Genomic DNA, 18,089 nt, shown 5'->3' on the forward strand with positions numbered 1-18,089 from the left:
GCCGTCACAACTCACTTGCCGCCCGCCTGCCTCTGGACTACCGTTCCCCCCATGAGCACCGTGCAGGAAATCGAAGCCGCCATCGAAACCCTCTCCTACGAAGAACAGGAGCAACTTGCGCAATGGTTTGAAGCTCGCAGGACCCCCACCGGGAACGAAGACGACGCCCCCGTCCCTGCCAGCCACCAAGCCGAACTCGATTCCCGCTGGGCAGACTACAAAGCAGGCAAAATCAAACGCATCAGCCTTGCAGAGCTGTATCGCCGGGCCTCGTTAAAACAGTGAAAAATCAGCCAGTCGAAGCCCTCGACATTGTAGCTGGTGACCTTCAGGCCGCCTATTCGCACTACAACACATGGCATTTTGATGGAGAAGCGTTCTTCCAAAACCTTCTGGACGACGCTCTTTACCAAGTTCAACTCAACCCCGAGATTTTCGCGCCGAAATACAAACATTTCCGCCGTGTGATACTGCACCACAGTTACTACGCTGCTTACTACGTCATCGAACCCGACGTCACCACCGTGGTTGCCATTCTCGACCAACGCCAAGATCCGCAACGTATCCAAAAAACCCTTAACCAACGCGAACCCCTCCGTCACCTCGCAGCCAAACGCCGCCAGTCTCATTCCTGAACAATTCCCTTCAATTTAATGCACTTCATCAGCACCCGCGGCCAGACCGCCCCACACACCTTTTCAGATGCCGTTGCCACCGGACTTGCGCCCGACGGCGGCCTGTTCCTCCCTGAAAAACTCCCCACCTTTGCCGCCGCCGACCTCGCGCGCTTCGCCCCGCTCTCGTATCCAAAACTCTGCTACGAATTTCTCCGCCACTTCGCGACCGACATCCCTGCCGACACCCTCCGCGCCATCATAGCGAAATCCTACACCCGCTTCAATCACCCCGACATCGCCCCCCTCGTCCGCCTCGACGACAACACCCACGTCCTCGAACTCTTCCACGGCCCCACCCTCGCCTTCAAAGACTTTGCCCTCCAACTCCTCGGCAACCTCTACGAATACCAATGCGCCACCCGCCGTCAGACGATCAACGTCCTCGGCGCCACCTCTGGCGACACCGGTTCCGCAGCCATCCACGGACTCCTCGGCAAACCCGGCACTGCCATCTTCATCCTCTACCCCGACGGACGCACCTCCCCCCTCCAAGAACGCCAGATGGCCTGCACTGGCGCGGACAACGTCCATGCCCTCGCCATCAGCGGCACCTTTGACGACGCCCAAGCCGCGCTCAAAGAACTCTTCGCCGACCAAGACTTCCGGACCCGCCACCGCCTCTCCGCCGTCAACTCCATCAACCTCGCCCGCATCCTCGCCCAGTGCGTCTATTACCTCTCCGCCTGGCTCCGCCTCCCTGAAAACATCCGCTCCACTGCCGACTTCGTTGTCCCCACCGGCAACTTCGGCAACGTCCTCGCCGGCTGGATGCTCCAGAAAATGGGCGTCCCCATTCGCGGCTTCCGCGTCGCCACCAACCAAAACGACATCCTGTATCGACTTTTCACTACAGGCGACTACCGCACCACCGAAGTCCACCCCTCGCTCGCCCCCTCGATGGACATCCAGGTTTCCAGCAACTTCGAACGTTTCCTCTATTACAGCGTCGGTTGCGATTCCGCCAAAGTCCGCGAAATCATGGAAACCTTCAAAAAAACCGGGGCCTACAAATTTGCGTCCTTTAATCGCGACACCTTTACCGCCTCACGCTGCACCGACGCCGAAATCCCCGGCATCATCCGCGCCGTGTATCAACGTTACCACTACATCGTTGATCCGCACACCGCCTGCGCCTTCAAAGACCTCGCCGCCGACCGCCCCAGCGTGATCCTCGCCACGGCCAGCCCCGCCAAATTCCCCGGGACCATCACTTCCGTCATCGGCGTGGAACCCACTGATCCGAGCCTCGAAGCCCTCAAGCAAAAACCGCTCGTCAAACACAAGCTCCCCGCCACCGCCGCCGCCATTCGCGCCTACGTGGACGCCCACGCCGTGGACACCCTTTAGCAGATCAGCCGCCGCGCACCGCCCGCACAAACTCCGCCCGCGCCTCCATGTGCGGATTATGCCCCGAACCTGCGAGCGTCACGAACTGCGCCGCCGGGAAGTGACGCCGAATCAAACCCTCATCCTGCGGACGCCGCACATAATGCGAACGCCCGCCCGTCACGAACAACACCGGCCCGTCAAACCGCTCGCCCTCGCGCAACGGTGAACTCTCCAACTCTGGCAACATCCGCGTCAGTATCGGTAAATTAACTACCCACCGCCATCCCGCGCCGTTGCCTGCGCCATCCTCCATTCGCTCCAGATTTGTGACCAAAAACTTCCGCATCGCCACATCCGCCACGCGGGCCTCAAACCGCAATTCCGCTTCGCCACGCGATCTCAATCCCGACAACTCAAGCTCGTTCATTGCTGCAAACTCGGCCCGGTGCGCCTGCGACAGATAATCCTTCGGCGCGATGTCCACGACCACCAACCGCGTCACTCGCGCCGGATACCGGCATGCCAGCGCCATCGCAACCTTTCCCCCCATGCTATGCCCGAGCAAAGTCACCGGACCGCCACCCGCCACATGCTCGTCGAGCCAGGCAACGACATCACCGACCATTGCCTCATAAGACATCTCCTCCACATGCGGCGACCGCCCATGATTTCGCAGATCGAGCGCAAAAACATGAAATACATCCCCCCCCCCCCCCCCTGCCTTACTCGCAGCCAATTCCCCGCCAGCCGACAACCAATTGCGCGACGACCCCAGCAACCCGTGGAGCAACACGAGCGGCGGTTTTCCCGCTCCACCCAAATCACGAAAAAAAAGCGAAACCATGATCCCATCGCCGCAAACCTTCGCTCCAAACGCAAAGCTCAACCTTTGTCCAATCTCCGCCCTTCTGCCCCCGTATCCCGTTTGCACCCCTTTCCTGGTTTGCTCCTATCAGTCAGCGGGCGGCGGTGGTCCTGTATTCCGAGTCGAGCCGGTAGCCATGGAGGAAGAGGATCGAGGCGGCGAAACCCGACGCGGGCAGGACCGCGTAGATGACGCGCATGGACAGCACCGTGCCGTCCCCCTGACCCGTGCCGAGGGCGACATCGAAGCCCACCCCGTTGAGCAGCAAGTTGAAGCCGAGGATGGAGAACGCGGTGCCCGTCTTGAGAATCCAGCCGAAGACCGCGCTGAATATCGCCTCACAGCGTTCTCCGGTGCGCCGGGCCTCGGCGTCGCACACGTCGGCCACCATCGACTCGCCGAGGAGCCACAGAGCCGTCGTGGCCGGACCGAGGAACACCGGGGCGAGCAGTTGCAGCCACGGCAGGGACGGCGTGTAGAACCACCACGAACCCGCGCTGCAAAAGCCCCACAGCAACGAGATCACCAGCGCGTTTCGTTTCCCGAAACGCCGGGAGAGAGCGGTGAGCAGCGGGATTGAGGCCAGTGATGCCAACACGAACATCGTGCCCACCCAGCCGAGCAGCGGGGCCGCCGCGCGCGCATCGCCCCCATAGACATAAAAAATGCCGACATAGCTGCCGAAGCCGATGCCGACGTTGACCCCGACGATGGTCGCGATGCCCATGCCGACAAGGAAGAGGAAATCGCGACAACGCAGGGTCTGCGCAAGACTCTCGCGCAGCGGGATGCGGCGCTGGTTCTTCACCGCAGCGGTGACCGTGGCCGGCTCGCGGGTGAAAAACACGGGAATGAGACCCGACACGAGCACGATCACCCCGAGGCCGCAGGCCACCCAAGACAGCGCGTCCCGTGGCGAACCCAGCCATCCGGACTGGACGAGCGGATACACCCAAGGCACCAGCAGGGCCATCAGCATCATGAACACCATGCGCACCGCCAGCAGGCGTGTCTTCTCATGATAATTCGGCGCGAGTTCGTAGGCGAGCGCCCGGTAGGGGACGCTGAAAAGGGTGAAGACCGCGAAAAAAGGGATCGTCGTCGCCAGCATCCACACGACCTGCCCCGTGGAACTCAAACTGCGCGGCATCCAGAAAATCGGGACAACAGCAAACGCGGCCAGGATGGCTCCGGCGAACATAAAGGGCCGACGGCGTCCCCAGCGGCTGCGACTGTTGTCGGAAAGACTTCCCCCGAGCGGATCGAGAATGGCATCGAAAAGGCGCGTAATTACAAAAACGATACCGATGGTCGCCGGGTTGATGCCCAGCACGAGATTGTAGAGCGGGTTGCCCAAGTCCTTGAGTCCTTGGTTCCCCACGCGGTCGGTCATTCCCCCGGCGCCGTAGGCGATGCGGGTCTTCCAGTCGAGGATTTCGGGAGTGGTGTTGGACGAAGGTGATGGTTGCGAAACTGCTTGATCGGGGAGGAGAGGGGGAATGGATTTCGACATGCGACACCTTATTGGATACAGATCGGGCTCCTGCCCACGATTAGAGAATGGATAATGCCTTGGTTCTTCATCGTATCAGTCCGATTCCATCAGAAATACCGCTATCGTGTGCTACCTTTTGAGTCGTGGTGGTCTTTTTCCGCAAGGCCACCATCGCCTCATAATACCGCCGTCCAAACTCGCGCTGGGCCTCGGCATTGAAATGCGTGCCGTCGCCTCTGTGCCCCAGCCCCGCGGAGGGGATGACGGCGGTGTTCGGCACAAGCGCGGGCAGACGATTGATTTGTTCGTTCACGATCTTCGCATTCGCGGCTCTTTCTTCCGACTTCATGTAAAGAAACTCCCCCAACTCTCCCGCGACAAAGGGCACGCCGGGCGCATTCAGGTCGCGGCGAAAACCTTCCACTATCTTCGCCAGATTCTCCCCATAGGCCTTGGACCGGACGAGGCTTCCCGTCTCGCTTTCTCCCTGATGCCAGAGAATGCCCCGGAGCCGGCCCGACTGCTGCGCGATTCCAGCGCGGCGCACCGCCTCCTCATAGAGATCGCCCCCCGGCATCCAACGCTTCTGCGGCGTGGCGCCAACCGCGCAGGGTATCAATCCGATGGTGACACCGGGCGAATGGTCCGCCATCCGTTTCGCGAAAGCAAAACCAAGCCCGACCGCGGCGTTGCGTGTGTCGAAATGGACCGGCTCGCCCTGCAAAAGCCACTCGCCGTCCTTGCCGAGGACGAGCACGCGCGTGTCCGGCTGGCTGTCGGCGGGGGTCACCCTGCCGCGTCCCGACATGTTGGACTGGCCGACGAGCAGGTAGAGGTCGAAGTTTTCCGCCTTGGGCGGAGTGGCGACCTGCGCCGCCGGACCGGGCCGGGACACCGCCTCGGCACCATCGGCGGCGTGAAACGAAAGCGGCATCGCCGCGGCGACGCAGGCGGCGCGTATCCATTTGGAGAACACGGTGGGGGAGTTCATGTTTGAAAAACGCCGGCAGGCTGTCCGGCCGCATGGTTTTGGCTTAGTGAAACGTCAGCAAGAGCGGGGAGTCGGGTATCTCCATTTTTTCGATACGCAACGTGTCACCCGACTTGGTAAACACAACGTCCCGCGTTTTGCCATCAATCGGACTGTATGCACGAATCCCGGCGACAGGTTTTTTGATGGAAATCTCCACATCAGCCACGACCGAAGTGAAATCACCATCAGCCCGCTCGGTTGACCACAAAGCTAGCAGAGGCTCGCCTTTTTTGTTGGAAAACAAATAGTTGGCAATCTTCCCTAGGCTTTCCAATTTGGCATCGTCCCAGACAAAAGGATGACGGTCGGCACGATTGGCGATGGCAAACACCTTCACTTCGACATCTGGCAACGGACGCTTGTCAACCGGACGCGCCTCCACCGCCCGATAATCTGCGAGCGCACGCGCCGCTCGTTGATAAGCGTAGTATGAAGGTTTCGGGTTACCGTACAAATCAATAATCCCGAAGTTGGCTTCAGCATCGTTTAGGTCGGGTCTGTGGTCCGTAAAGGTATAAACAAAGGTGTAATCGGTTACCACAAGCGACTCCACTAACCTGCGCAGAATGTATTTGGCCTGAGCGCTATGAGTATATCCCATGAAACGGGATTTTTTCGGATTTGTAACTGTATAGGTGGGATATCCCCACTCGTTTATCCAAATTCCTCGCGGGCCATTATGCTTTGCCATCTTCTCCCGCAACATTCTCGCCGCGGATGCAAACGTGCCTTTCTCGTCAGCCACCGCCAGACCATCCCGTTTCTGGATGCTCGCCGTGGACGCATAAGGGATGATTTCGGGCACTCCAACCGGACTATAAGCATGCCAGGTAACCCCATCCACCTCAGGAGCAAAGCCCAACTCGATGCCGCGATAAGTCGCTGGCAAGGGCCCTCCCCCCCCCCCAATCACTTTCACATGAGGATTCACCTGTTTGATCTGCTTTGCCGCCAGATTCACAAATCCCACATACTCACGAATCCAAGGACTTACACCGCCATCCCGTTCCTTTCCATTCCACACACCGCCAAAGTGTTTCATAAACAAACTGTTATTTGGCTCGTTAAGAATCTCTATCACCTCCACTTTCCCCTTGGTTTCCTTTGCGAACCAAGCAGCAGCCTTGGCAAATGCTTCCCGATCAAACGGGTTTTCATAAAGTTTGTTTCCCTGATGCCCCGTGTTGAACAAAGCGGCGATTCCGATGCCTTTTTCATGCAAACGGTTTATCCAGCCGACATATTGATCAGGCATCTTGTAAACACCTTTGGATGTCTCGACCCTCGCCCAAAAAAAGTCTTCCCGTATCCATTTAGCCCCCGATTCTTCAATCAGTTCAATCGCCTTGTCCACCGAAAGAACTTTGGTTTTGGGGTCTTGGGAATGAATACGGTCCAAGAGGCGGAGATGTACACAAACACCAACTTGAGGATGACGCACCGGCCGCGCTTCCTCGCCTGCATTCGAGACAATCGAAGATATGGCAAGCAAGCTGCTTAACACGAACATTGGCCGAAGCCAACGAGAAGTTGATGGGCCATCATATTGAGTGGTATATTTAGTGGTCATGGAGAAACAAAGTATTTTGAATATAGGATTAAAATCGACGCCGCGCCTATTCCATCAAGAACACTGCCGTGCTGCGTTTTGGCAGATCGATCGAGAATCGGTCTATATTCTCGCCGATTACTTTTTCGGTCGTGATTTCCGTGATCTTTTTGGATTTTTGGGGCAAAGTGATTTGCTTGATGCCGTCCGTTTGGGTGTGCAACATCAGCCATGATTCGTTTACGGAAAGCACATCCTCGCAGTCCGTATAAACATGCACACCGGCATCGCGAAACCATGTCCGGAATTGGTCAGACGTGACGCCCGGTATTGCGGAGAATACCGATGTCCAATTCGTCTGTTTCTTTATCGCCACAACCGCCTTGCCCTTCAATTCGTTGATTCCGTGGGCCAGCGCCATTACACTTTTTTCGGGGCGCACGGTGAAGAGCGTTTTCTGCGATTTTTTGATACCAATCTCGCGGCCAGAATCAGCCATCACGCCACTCAACATTCCTTGCTCCGCAGTCTCAAAACGAAAGCCGGTCAGATTCTCCATTCGCGTCAGCGATAAGTCCGTTTGCGAAGCATATCCCGGAGCATAGAACCAAACCAGCGTGCGTCCGTCAGACCTCAGAGCTTCAGCGGCCTTGCGTTGTTGTTCAGTCATGTAAAAGCAATCAAGGAAAATATATACCTTATAATCTTTATCCCGAATCGCCTCCAAATCATCTATTAAATACCAATCAAACGGGACGCCAGTACGATATAACGCTGCCATCTGGTTGTGATACAAACCATATGAAATCTCGTTGTTGGGCGATTGTCTGTATCCCAAATAAAATTCACTCTCAGGCGCGGAAATCACGGCGACTTGGGCATTGCGACGCCGGGAATGCTTCATGGCTACGTCCGACCACTTTTTCATCCGTCCGACCGTATCAACCAGAATCGGGTCCTGAAACCAACCGCCACGGAGATCCATATACCAAAGCCCCGCGCCATGAGTCACCGTGTTGCCAAACTCCCTGTAAAGCAATGCCTGTGATTCCTCCATCGTGTTTACACTGCAACGCGGGTCCGGTTTCGGTTTGAGTTTTTCCAAATGCGGCTGGTCGTCGCCTTCGTCGAAAAACAATTTTCCATGCAATGCTGCGCTGCCGAGATATTGCCGCATCCCGCCGTCTTCGCCCAATCTGCGACGATAGTAGGTGTGAGGGGCTGAGAGTATGTCGAGATTCTTGGAACGCAACATGGCTGCGATGCCTCGATGATCTATCTCAATCGGCCAGTTGACGTCTTGTGTGTAACCATAAAACGCCATCGTCAGCAGATTATTGTTACTTTCCTCTTTGATAATGCGGCAATAGTGCTCGATCAATTCGACAGTGACCAGATTGTGACATTCGAAATAGTCCATGACGGCCCGTGATTTTTGCGGGTCACGCCAAGCTCCGGCGTTTGTTTGTCGGCGTTGGGTCAAATCCGGCACTTGGACGGTTTCAAATGTCAGCGAGGGGGTTTTCCAAGCGTCGCGCAAACGCTCGGTTTTGTTTTCGTATTTGTCGCGCAAATACCGGATGAAACGTTGACGCATTGGTTCGGAAATGTCTGATGCTACTGGATTTGCTGTTCGAGAAAATTGCGAATCCCAATGAAACCATTCCCCGCTTGGTCCTTCCGTTATGTGGATTCCGATCATGTTTTTCCCGTAATCCGCATCCATCAACTTGCGGACAGTTTTTCTAAACGCCTCGCCTCCCTCGCGCATATATTTTTCAGACGCGAATGATATGCGCGGGCCTCTTTTGGTCGTGCGTTCGTCGGAAACCGAATATTTAAGCACTTCGTCTGGATTTTCTTTAACCCACCAATTGGGCGGTGTCGTAAAAATGCGCGGAATAAAAAGTGCCTCGGGATTTAGTTTCAATAATTTCCGGATTTGTTCGTCTTGGAACGCTGGTTCAATGGTGCCGTCCTGTTTCCAATAGGGACGTCTATAATGTTGGGTGGAACCAAAAAAGCTGAATAACTCGACGCCTGCCTTGGAAAAATTAACGATTTCATAATCTTCCGGCTTCCACTGCCAGAACATCATCGGAGTGACGGGGGTTTGGTCTTTCCAAAAAGCGGGCATTCCCTGCCAGTCGCGCACCGCCCAAACTGGCCGGGGTTCATTACTCCGGGCCATTTCGACAGGCGGGGGATTAGAAGGGGCGGCGGCAGCAGGGCCGAGTTGGAAACCGTTCAAAAACGGGGAAATCGATTTCCCCCACCCTTCTTTATCATAATCCCACAGGACAGTGGACAATGTAAATTGCAGTCTGCCTGCGTCGTTGCTAGTCGCCCGTTTGGTCGCACCCGCCACTTGCAAGGCTGTATTGGCATCATATTTGTGCTGACTTCTTCCAGCTACAATAACTGCGAATGGACTAGCCTCTTTTGTTGTATTGATGACTTCGGTTTTTGAATAAAGATGCGCGGCCTTTGCATACAGAGAGACATCATAATCGGTATTAGCGTCCAGCCCTGTGAAGGTGAGAGTCAGCACAGAACCCGCCCCCGACGCACTCACTCGATCCTGATAAAAAGCCGTGTATTGGAAACCAGAACCATATCCGGGATTGCCCATGCGTGTTTCTCCAAACAAATTCCCCACATTTGATTCAACCTGCACCGTTATCTTCCCACTGGAAACGTTTGTCGTCGCGACATCAAATTTTCTCTCCAATGTTTTGGCCCCAATGTTTCCAGCACCAATATTCCAACTTTCAAAACCTGCCTGAGTGACGGATGATGGGGCCGCGTCAAAATCTACGTTTAGAAACGGGGTTGCGACAAGGGGACACAATATAAACAAACAGGCGAGAGCATGAGCTATTTTTGAAACCATAAGCAAATGTTTAGGGAAAACAGCTTTCGCAATAATAGATAGTTTTTGATTCATAATAAACACAAGAAACACTCCACCACCCAAGATACTATTTCATTTCGCCAATGAACCATTGGCTTAATACACAATTTCATTCAACCGCCAACCCGAAGTTGGGGATTCCCATTGAGCCACAGTCCGCCATTCCACATGGCCATCAATAAACGCAAAATTACGCCCTCCGTTTTTATGTGATGGGCTTACTCCCTTATCCTCTTTTTTCATCAGATCTTGGGGACCGATATTATATCCTCCGTTATTCCCCGTCCAAGTGATATTCTCCACATGATAATCGGTAAGCATAAATTGCCGCGAAGGATTTCCCACAGTAGCTTTATTTAATTGGGCATTTATATTTTGCGTTCCATTCAACATTACACCTACGCAATAGGCATAGCTTCGCCCCCTTGATGTTTTATTTATGGTATCGCCAGGACAAAGCATCACTGGTACACGAGTAAGAGTTGAGGAATCCGCAGGGGTATTGATATATCCTTCGGCCACCAAAGCAGCGCTCCAAATTTTATTGGTAGTTTTGTCCACTGACGGAGGAAAATTTCCCTTACGATCGTCTGTATAGAGTAGCAGAGCCAATGCAATTTGTCGGAGGTGTGTGCGACAACCTGCGAGTCGAGCCTGATTGCGAACAGGTCCAAGGGTTGCCAGCATGATACCCGCCAGAATGCCGATGATTGCGATGACCGTGAGCAATTCGATCAGGGTAAAACCGGGGTGACATGGGCAGCCAATCTTTATTATTGGCTTTCTCGATATGGGTTTAGTTTTCATAGGTAACAGCGGGAATAAGAAATGTAGGATATGATGCCCAACTGTTTAGCGAAGTCCCAACCGGAGCAAAAACATCAGGCCGCTTCTTCCTTGAGAAGATTGCAGTATCCGAAGTCGTTTAATGAGATTTTGAATAGCGAATTTCATAAACAAAACAGTTCCTGCTCTGAAATGCAGAGGATGCGCATGGCTATCCTTTTCGATGACGGTAGCGACGGGCAAGCTGAAGACCCAAACCAAGAGAGCCTGCGGCAAGGACAAAGACTATTGTTGAAGATTCGGGAATCGGGACGACAGTGAGCTGGATGAAGGAGTTAGCATACAGCCCGGTGCCAGTCGGGTTGCTTCTGACCGCGAAATAGCCACTATCTCCTGTAACAGTCGTTCCCTCGACATGGAAGACGCGGAGGAAGAGGGAGGTCACGCTCGTCCCGGTATCCACGGAAGCCGTGAAAGTCAGGTCATTTTGGGCGGACTGGTGATAAAAAATGCCGTCGTCGAAGGTCGTCCAGTTCACATTGTCAAAACTGTATTGGACCTCGACGTGGTCGTCGCCGGCAGCAGCTCCAGTCAGAGCGAGTCTGCCGATGCCAAAGGTGAATGCGGTGATGGTGTAATCCTCCGGCACCGTGACTTTCCACGAAACCCGCATACTGGCGCTGGTGGCATTGCTTGAATCAAGAAAGGAGGTACTCAAGCGAAGGCCAGCAGATTCCCAAACCAGTGTGTCCTGGGCCGTTGCACCATTTCCGTAAATCGCCCATTGTTTGCTAGACGTGAGCCCGGACGAGAAATCATCGCTGGTAAAGTCAATCGACTGGCCGGGGACGATCGTTGCAGCGTGAGCGTGGGGCGAAAAAACAAAAGTCAGCAGCAGGGCGGCGGAGCAGGCAAAAAGCATCTTCAAGGAAACTCTATTGAAGATACCTGAGGTTTTTTGGATTGTTTTCATGATGTTGTTTCGGGTGCGGTTTATGATTTCGTCTGGTGACGGAAAGAGAGTGGATGGGGGTAAGGGTTGGAGTAATGAAAATAGGATACGATGAGATGGAATCAGACAGAAAAGGAGGGTTGCTGCTCGGCCACCGACTGCCTCTCTACGATGTTGCCGCGAACGAGACGGACGGAATTCTCCTGTCGGTGGGCAGGATTTTCGATGAGGTGAAACAGGTCGAAGGCCGCCGCCTTCGACTGCGCGGCGAAGCTCACGTCGTAACTGGTCAGCGCCGGTTCAAGCACGGTGCACAACGGCTCCATGTTGTCGAAACCCACCACACTCACATCCTGCGGGACGCGCAGTCCGTGCCGGGCAAGAGCGCGATAAAGACCGTGCGCCATCCAGTCGTTGGCGGTTACGATGGCGGTGGGACGCTGGCCGGCTGACCGGAAAAACAGTTGCTTCACCTCGGCCTCGAGATCGGGCGGGGTTGATTCCGGAGCGGCTCGTCTGCTTTTGGAATCATCGCCCTCCGCCTTGCGCATGATGACAAGAGCAGGGTCGTAGCCATCCCGCTGGCGCAAGTAACCCTCAATGCCTTGCTGACGCGTGATGAATTGCGGATGCGTGGCGTTGGTGCACACAAACGCGATTCGCCGATGGCCGCGCTGCCAGAGGTAATCGGCGACAAGCCAGCCCGAGCCAAGACTATCGGGCGCGACTTGAGGCAGGGCAACCGACGGATCATTCAACCCGATAAACACCACTGGCAAATCCGCCGGGAGTTGCTTCACGAAGGCCGGCACGGTGCTCGTAGATTTGACGAGTAGGCCGTCGATTTTTCGCTCCACCACGCAACGTGGCAGCATGCTGTCGTCACTCGAAATTTCCACGAGCGCATGCACGCCGCTTTGCTGGCAGGCCTGTTCAACGCCCAAGGTGTAAGCGGCGAAAAGCGGGTGATTCGTCCATGCCTGCCCGGCTCCGGCGAAAACCATGCCGATGTTGCCCGTGCGGTCGTCGGCGGCGAGCTTGCGCGCCATGAGGGGCTTGGGGGCGGGAAGGTGTTTTTTGTAGCCGAGTTTCGAGATTGCCCGCTGCACGGAGTCCAAGTTGTCGGGACTGATATTGGTCGCGCCATTCAACACGCGGCTCACGGTGCCTACGGAGACTCCTGCGTGTCGGGCGATATCGGTTACAGTGGCCATTGTTTGGGTGTGTTTGGAAGGGCTTTGAATGTTCGTTGAACGCTTAATTGAATCTTTATTGAAAATTTCAAAACAATTCAAAAAGCATCTGTCAACACCTCTTTCGCGCAACTTTGCGCACCAACCTCGACAAGAGGTGTTCCCGAGCATTTCCCCTCTCATTTCCCATGAAACGCTTCGACAATCACCCATGCCTGGCTACCCTGCGCGCTTCTCTCCTCTGATCTTTTTTCTGTATTCGGCCCCTCCAGCCACGCCGCACACGTCTCTGCCACTTAACACGATCGTCCAACACTACCATACAATCACCATGAATAAACTCATTCGTCCATTCGTCGTTACCCGTGCCTCCAACTGGGCCGCGCTGCCCGTCCGCCTCGCTGTCGGTGGCGTGCTGTTTGCCCACGGAGCCCAAAAACTACTCGGCTGGTGGGGCGGTTACGGTTTGCAAGCCACCGCATCGCACTTTGCCGACAAACTGCACCTTACGCCCGGCATCTTCTGGGCATCGCTCGCGGCAGGCGGCGAGTTTGTTGGCGGCGCGGCGATTCTCCTTGGACTCTTCACACGATTCTTCGGACTCACGGCGGCGGTCATCATGGCCGTCGCCATTGCTACCGTGCACAACAGCGCATTCTTCCTTCCCAACGGCATGGAATACGCCCTGACACTCCTGCTCGGCGCACTCTCGCTCATCTTCAGCGGCGGCGGCGCACTCTCTGCTGACGCCCTCCTCTTCCGCTCCTCCAACACCACCAAGATCGCACCAAAACCCTGACGTTCCCCGCGCCTCCCTACATCCCGAACTCCCGCTCTCGTCCCCCCTCTCCCCTGCCATGCATCCTACCTCACAAAACGCCAAACATTAACCCCTGCACTAATTCCGCCACCCCAGACAGAGCCGCCTTGCACTCGTCCCACTGTCCTCCATAGCGTCCCGGCCCGACTATGAGCGACACCAAGGACCTCCTGCCAACACTCCCTGACTCACGCGATCCCAAGATCCTCGCCTATCTCAACCTCAAGCTCCGGGAAATCGGCCAGCCCACCGTGGCGCTCCCCGCATCCGACGCCGACAACTTTGCCGTCCTCGTCGATCACCTCCTCACCCTCAGCCGCGAAAAAGACCGCCTCCTCACGCGCCACTCCAGCCCCGTGGACCAGCGCATTCAAAACTACCTCTATTCCACCCTCGAAGAGCACGGCGGCGCGCCCCGCCTCCCCTCCCAGACCCTCGTCCTCGACCGCCCCGGCCTTGCCCGCGCCCTCTCCCTCCCGCCCGACGCCGACGAGTATAAAAACTCCATCCTCTCCTCCTACCGCCTCCACAACGGCGTCCTCCACAACCCCAAGTCCGACCGCCGCACCACCCAGGGCATCTTCCACGTCGCCGAAGGCGGCCTCCCCATCCCCGACGACAAAAAAGCCGTCCCCCTCGCCGTCTTCGGACGCCTCCTCAAACACGCCTTCAACCCGCCCGCCGAACTCCTGCGCGTACCCTTCACCGCCAGCCAGGCCACGCCCGCCGAGTGTTTCGTCTCCCTCTACCAGCGCCCCGTCGTTGTTCCCGCCGTCGCCGGCTTCACCCCGCGCCGCTCCATGGAGACCCGCTTCTTCGCCCCCGCCACCCTCGTCGCCAACCTCGATTTCGTTGAAAGCATCTTCGGCAACGCCGGCGATCCAACCCTCCCCGCCACCGACGCCGCCCTCGACCCCGAACACTGGACCGGCCACACCGGCTGCATCATCCTCGCCACTCACCTCAACACCCTCACCAAAAAAGAACTCGGCCTCCCCAAGTGGGACGACGCCACACCCCGCCAACGCCGCGACGGCATGTGCTGGAAACAAGCCAACGAACTCTACAACGACGGCGTTGCCTTCAAAATCACCTCGCGCGACGCCTCTGGAGTTATCGTAACAATCCTCTCCGACAACTACTTCGGTTACTGCAAAAAAGAAGTCAAAACCCAGATCTCCTACGCTGCCAACCTCCTGGGCTCCGCCGAAGAAGAACACTCCGGCGGCGCCATCGCCTTCGCCAGCTACGACCTCGGCGAGCACTTCAAACTCACCAACCTGTACCCGGACAACGACTACACCCTTGCCGGCGCCCTCATCCTCCTCGGCACCAACGCCACCCCGCAACCCGGCGGCTGGGCGCGCGACAACGTGTATCCAAACATCTACTACGTCCCTGAAACCGCCCGCTTCGACCTCCGCACCCAGACTGTCACCTGGACGCCCGACGCTGCCAGACCCGACCTCCGCCTCTCCCCCGGCATCACCTACATCTACCCCAACGGCTACCGCGTCGAAATGGTCCGCCCCGACCCCGCCGGACGCTGGCGCCTGCGCGGCACCAGCCCCAGCGGACTCCTCTGCCACAAACCCTGCACCGTCTCCGGCGGCGGCAAATCCGAGATTTCAAAATCCATCGCCGACGCCACCTTCTCCGGCCCCATCTTCATCTCTGACCCCGTGCGCGACACCGAACTCGTCCGCGAACTCCTCAACAAAAACTACTACGGCCGTTACAAGGAAGCCGCCCGCAACACCACCCCCAGCCGTCCCATCCTCAGCCCCGCCCGCTCCCTCGGCTCCGTCGTCAAACTCCTCAGCCGCAGCCCCGACTACACCGACGAATACAACGCCTGGCTCACCACCATCCCCCGCTACGTCCGCGACATCGTTCTCCTCGTCAAACGCCTCTACAAACCCGAATGGGGCGATGACTGGGCCAGTAATTTTTCCGTGGATACCATCAACGGACGCCCCGGCAACGAAATCAAATACCACGGCATCCGCGCCACCACCCAGTTCCTCCGCATCGGCTTCACCCCCGAAGGCGGCTGGCGCACCTTCTCACTTCGCAGCGACTTCCTCCCCGCCATCAAAATCCAAGTCGAGGACGACATCACCGCCTCCACCGTCGCCCCCCTCGCTTCCGTCACCGGACTCCCCCGCTTCCCCGAACGCGGCTCCAACGCCTCCGTCAAACTCGTCCACAACTGCGAAACCCGCCTCTTCCAACGCCCCGACGACGCCATCCACCGCGGCTACGACCACCACACCGAAGCCGACTTCGCCAAACCCGGCACCTACTTCTCCAACTACGAACCCCTCGACCACGCCGCCGCCGCCGAAATCATCAGCGACACCCTCGGCTTCGACGCCTTCACCCAGCCCGTGCGCGACCTCTTCAAAGAGTTCGAAAAAACACCCCGCGCCGCCTGGCTCGCCTCCCCTGCGCACCCGCGCCTCGTGGACGGCAAACCAACCAAAAACCCCCGCTACCTCCAAATCCGACCCGACCTCCTCGACCCCCGCGCCACCTGGGTTGCGCACTCCGCCGCCCGCCTCCGCCGCCGTATCGCCGCTTCGGATACCGTCACATTCCCTGTCGGTGCCGTCCTCATGGGCCGCCGCCTCAACCCACCCGAACCCGGCGTCCGCCCCCTCTGCGTCTTCAACCCCATCCACTACCAGGAACTCCCCGAGGCGTTCATGGACCTCATTGCCAGCCTCACCGGCAAGTCGCCCTCCACCACCGGCGCAGGCTCCGAAGGTGCCCTCACCAAAGGCCCCTTCAACGCACTCCCCCCGATTTACGACCTCAACTCCGCGCTCGTATCCTTCCTCCTCACCGACCTCCCCGCCTTCTCCACTGCCGCCGGTTGGGTTGGACCCAAACTCCGCGTTGACCACGACATCAGCCTCCTCGTTCCCGAAGTCTGGTGCCGCATGACACGACCCGAACGCGACCCCAAAAACCTCATCGCCAAAGGCTACTTCGAACGCTGCGAAGATTTTGTGCACAACGGCAAAACCGTCCTCGCCTCCCGCCTCGGCTACCGCATCACCGCGCGCGGCGTGCAAACCTTCTTCGGACGTGTCCTCAGCAACCCCAGCACTGTATTCGAAGAAGAACTACTCAAACCCGAGCTTCAGGACATGGACGTCTTTGCTGAAGGCATGACCAACATCGTCGAAGCGATGAAAACCGCCGCCGAAAGCTATTTCGCCGACGGCTCCATTGCCGACGCCTGTCCGCCCCTCCGCGCCCTCCTGCACATCATGCGCGACGGCACCTGGGAAGGCCACGGCCCCGACGCCCCCGAATTCCGCGCCCTCTTCGACCGCGAGCAAATGCTCAAGAGCGACTGGTACAACGCCCGCCTCGAAGCCCGCCGCCAGATCGACGCCGCCACTTGGGAGGAACACGCCCGCTACCTCGAAAAATTCCTGCACCGCCACAACTACGCCGACGTCGCCGTGCAACTCGACATCAAGAGCCGCCACGCCCGTGTCGTTGAAAACGCCCGCGCCGCTGCCCGGCCCGATTACATCGAAAAAATCCGCGGCACCCTCGGCGGCGAACCCTCCGTCTCCGCCCAAATCGCCGCCGCCCGCAAGACCCGCTAACCTCCCACCTCCCGCCTCGGCCCGACTTAAGTCGATTTAGAATCGAATTACATCGTCCTAAATCGACACAGCGCCATCACGCCACTCACCGCCCGACCACCTGTGAACATCCTCATCACCTCCGGGGCCACGCGTGAACCCATCGACGACGTTCGATTCCTCTCCAACATCAGCACCGGATCAACCGGAGCCGCCCTAGCCGCTGCCCTCGCTGCGCGCGGCCACACCATCACCCTCCTCCACGGCCACTCCGCCACCCTCCCGCCACACCTCCCTCCCACTGGCGCGGCAGCGCCCCACTTCGATGTTGGATGTTCGATGTTGGATGTTGGACGTTCGGGGCGAAGCCCCGTCCTCATCCCCTTCGGCTCCACCGACGACCTCCGCGCCCAACTCCGCGCCCAACTCGGCACCGGAACCTACGACGCCATCATCCACTGCGCCGCTGTCTCCGACTACCGCCCCTCCGCCGTGCAACCCGGCAAAATGACCTCCTACGCCGACGAACTCACCCTGCACCTCGTCCCCACCCCAAAACTCCTCCCTGAACTCAAAAGCTACGTCCCCCGTGGCGCGGGCGTCCCGCCCGGTGTAGGGGCGTCGCTTGCGACGCCCGCGCCAGCCGGACAGATTTACCAAATACCAGAAACGCAATCGCAGGCCGAAACGCAGACCGAAACACAGTTGCGGGCTTCGCAAGCGAAGCCCCTACACCGGAGTGGTGCGGGCGTCCCGCCCGCAATCGTTGCCCCTCAGCGTGCCGCGGGCGTCTCGCCCGCTCCCATCTCTGCTCCCGCTGGTTCAGACTTCGATGTTGGACGTTCAACGTTGGATGTTGAGCGTTCGGGGC

At 57.7% G+C, this 18,089-nt stretch carries 14 protein-coding genes; 6 read left to right on the forward strand and 8 right to left on the reverse strand.

Features of this window, described 5'->3' with window-relative positions; translation table 11 throughout:
• The 3 genes from OBACDRAFT_RS03390 to thrC all read left to right on the forward strand — a co-directional run.
• Positions 1-285: addiction module protein (locus OBACDRAFT_RS03390; RefSeq protein WP_043582785.1), on the forward strand; the 285-nt coding region annotated here is incomplete at its 5' end.
• The gene (locus OBACDRAFT_RS03395; protein ID WP_043582787.1) at positions 282-635 is read left to right on the forward strand and encodes a type II toxin-antitoxin system RelE/ParE family toxin; all 354 of its coding nucleotides are present in this window, start codon (positions 282-284) and stop codon (positions 633-635) included. The genes OBACDRAFT_RS03390 and OBACDRAFT_RS03395, both read left to right, overlap by 4 nt.
• An 18-nt stretch (positions 636-653) precedes the next feature.
• Positions 654-2,024: a threonine synthase gene (gene thrC / locus OBACDRAFT_RS03400; RefSeq protein WP_043582789.1), complete on the forward strand. Its 1,371-nt coding sequence runs from the start codon at positions 654-656 to the stop codon at positions 2,022-2,024.
• Positions 2,025-2,028: 4 nt separating this feature from the next.
• On the opposite strand, the gene OBACDRAFT_RS03405 is transcribed toward thrC, so the two are convergent.
• The 8 genes from OBACDRAFT_RS03405 to OBACDRAFT_RS03440 form a co-directional block, all read right to left on the reverse strand.
• Positions 2,029-2,850, reverse strand: a complete 822-nt coding sequence (locus OBACDRAFT_RS03405; protein ID WP_043582791.1) for an alpha/beta fold hydrolase — start codon at positions 2,848-2,850, stop codon at positions 2,029-2,031.
• 112 nt (positions 2,851-2,962) lie between these two features.
• The gene (locus OBACDRAFT_RS03410) at positions 2,963-4,384 is read right to left on the reverse strand and encodes an MFS transporter (RefSeq protein WP_043582792.1); all 1,422 of its coding nucleotides are present in this window, start codon (positions 4,382-4,384) and stop codon (positions 2,963-2,965) included.
• 67 nt (positions 4,385-4,451) lie between these two features.
• Positions 4,452-5,357, reverse strand: a complete 906-nt coding sequence (locus OBACDRAFT_RS03415) for a sialate O-acetylesterase (protein ID WP_052360999.1) — start codon at positions 5,355-5,357, stop codon at positions 4,452-4,454.
• Positions 5,358-5,400: 43 nt separating this feature from the next.
• Positions 5,401-6,969, reverse strand: a complete 1,569-nt coding sequence (locus tag OBACDRAFT_RS03420; protein WP_157836899.1) for a glycoside hydrolase family protein — start codon at positions 6,967-6,969, stop codon at positions 5,401-5,403.
• A gap of 46 nt (positions 6,970-7,015) precedes the next feature.
• Positions 7,016-9,895, reverse strand: coding sequence for a beta-galactosidase (locus tag OBACDRAFT_RS03425; RefSeq protein WP_112787758.1), 2,880 nt, complete (start codon positions 9,893-9,895; stop codon positions 7,016-7,018).
• Between the two features lie 63 nt (positions 9,896-9,958).
• The gene (locus OBACDRAFT_RS26170; RefSeq protein WP_081721784.1) at positions 9,959-10,669 is read right to left on the reverse strand and encodes a type II secretion system protein; all 711 of its coding nucleotides are present in this window, start codon (positions 10,667-10,669) and stop codon (positions 9,959-9,961) included.
• Between the two features lie 190 nt (positions 10,670-10,859).
• Positions 10,860-11,621, reverse strand: coding sequence for a hypothetical protein (locus OBACDRAFT_RS03435; RefSeq protein WP_043582798.1), 762 nt, complete (start codon positions 11,619-11,621; stop codon positions 10,860-10,862).
• A 101-nt stretch (positions 11,622-11,722) separates the two neighbouring features.
• Positions 11,723-12,814, reverse strand: coding sequence for a LacI family DNA-binding transcriptional regulator (locus OBACDRAFT_RS03440; protein ID WP_043582800.1), 1,092 nt, complete (start codon positions 12,812-12,814; stop codon positions 11,723-11,725).
• A 310-nt stretch (positions 12,815-13,124) separates the two neighbouring features.
• On the opposite strand from OBACDRAFT_RS03440, the gene OBACDRAFT_RS03445 reads away from it, so the two are divergent.
• The 3 genes from OBACDRAFT_RS03445 to OBACDRAFT_RS24910 all read left to right on the forward strand — a co-directional run.
• Positions 13,125-13,592 carry a DoxX family protein gene (locus OBACDRAFT_RS03445; RefSeq protein ID WP_043582808.1) on the forward strand — a complete coding sequence of 156 codons (468 nt, stop codon included), beginning with the start codon at positions 13,125-13,127 and terminating at the stop codon, positions 13,590-13,592.
• A 170-nt stretch (positions 13,593-13,762) separates the two neighbouring features.
• Complete coding sequence (locus OBACDRAFT_RS03450) at positions 13,763-17,239, forward strand: PPi-type phosphoenolpyruvate carboxykinase family protein (protein WP_043582802.1); 3,477 nt, start codon at positions 13,763-13,765, stop codon at positions 17,237-17,239.
• A 102-nt stretch (positions 17,240-17,341) separates the two neighbouring features.
• The coding region (locus OBACDRAFT_RS24910) for a phosphopantothenoylcysteine decarboxylase domain-containing protein (protein WP_052361003.1) at positions 17,342-18,089 on the forward strand (748 nt) is incomplete at its 3' end.

Source organism: Geminisphaera colitermitum TAV2, from assembly GCF_000171235.2.
GTDB lineage: Bacteria > Verrucomicrobiota > Verrucomicrobiia > Opitutales > Opitutaceae > Geminisphaera > Geminisphaera colitermitum.

Coding starts and splice junctions, on each gene's coding strand:
- thrC (WP_043582789.1), top strand. CDS start 654: ATGCACTTCATCAGCACCCGCGGCCAGACCGCCCCACACACCTTTTCA.
- OBACDRAFT_RS03405 (WP_043582791.1), bottom strand. CDS start 2,850: ATGGTTTCGCTTTTTTTTCGTGATTTGGGTGGAGCGGGAAAACCGCCG.
- OBACDRAFT_RS03410 (WP_043582792.1), bottom strand. CDS start 4,384: ATGTCGAAATCCATTCCCCCTCTCCTCCCCGATCAAGCAGTTTCGCAA.
- OBACDRAFT_RS03415 (WP_052360999.1), bottom strand. CDS start 5,357: ATGAACTCCCCCACCGTGTTCTCCAAATGGATACGCGCCGCCTGCGTC.
- OBACDRAFT_RS03420 (WP_157836899.1), bottom strand. CDS start 6,969: ATGACCACTAAATATACCACTCAATATGATGGCCCATCAACTTCTCGT.
- OBACDRAFT_RS03425 (WP_112787758.1), bottom strand. CDS start 9,895: ATGAATCAAAAACTATCTATTATTGCGAAAGCTGTTTTCCCTAAACAT.
- OBACDRAFT_RS26170 (WP_081721784.1), bottom strand. CDS start 10,669: ATGAAAACTAAACCCATATCGAGAAAGCCAATAATAAAGATTGGCTGC.
- OBACDRAFT_RS03435 (WP_043582798.1), bottom strand. CDS start 11,621: ATGAAAACAATCCAAAAAACCTCAGGTATCTTCAATAGAGTTTCCTTG.
- OBACDRAFT_RS03440 (WP_043582800.1), bottom strand. CDS start 12,814: ATGGCCACTGTAACCGATATCGCCCGACACGCAGGAGTCTCCGTAGGC.
- OBACDRAFT_RS03445 (WP_043582808.1), top strand. CDS start 13,125: ATGAATAAACTCATTCGTCCATTCGTCGTTACCCGTGCCTCCAACTGG.
- OBACDRAFT_RS03450 (WP_043582802.1), top strand. CDS start 13,763: ATGAGCGACACCAAGGACCTCCTGCCAACACTCCCTGACTCACGCGAT.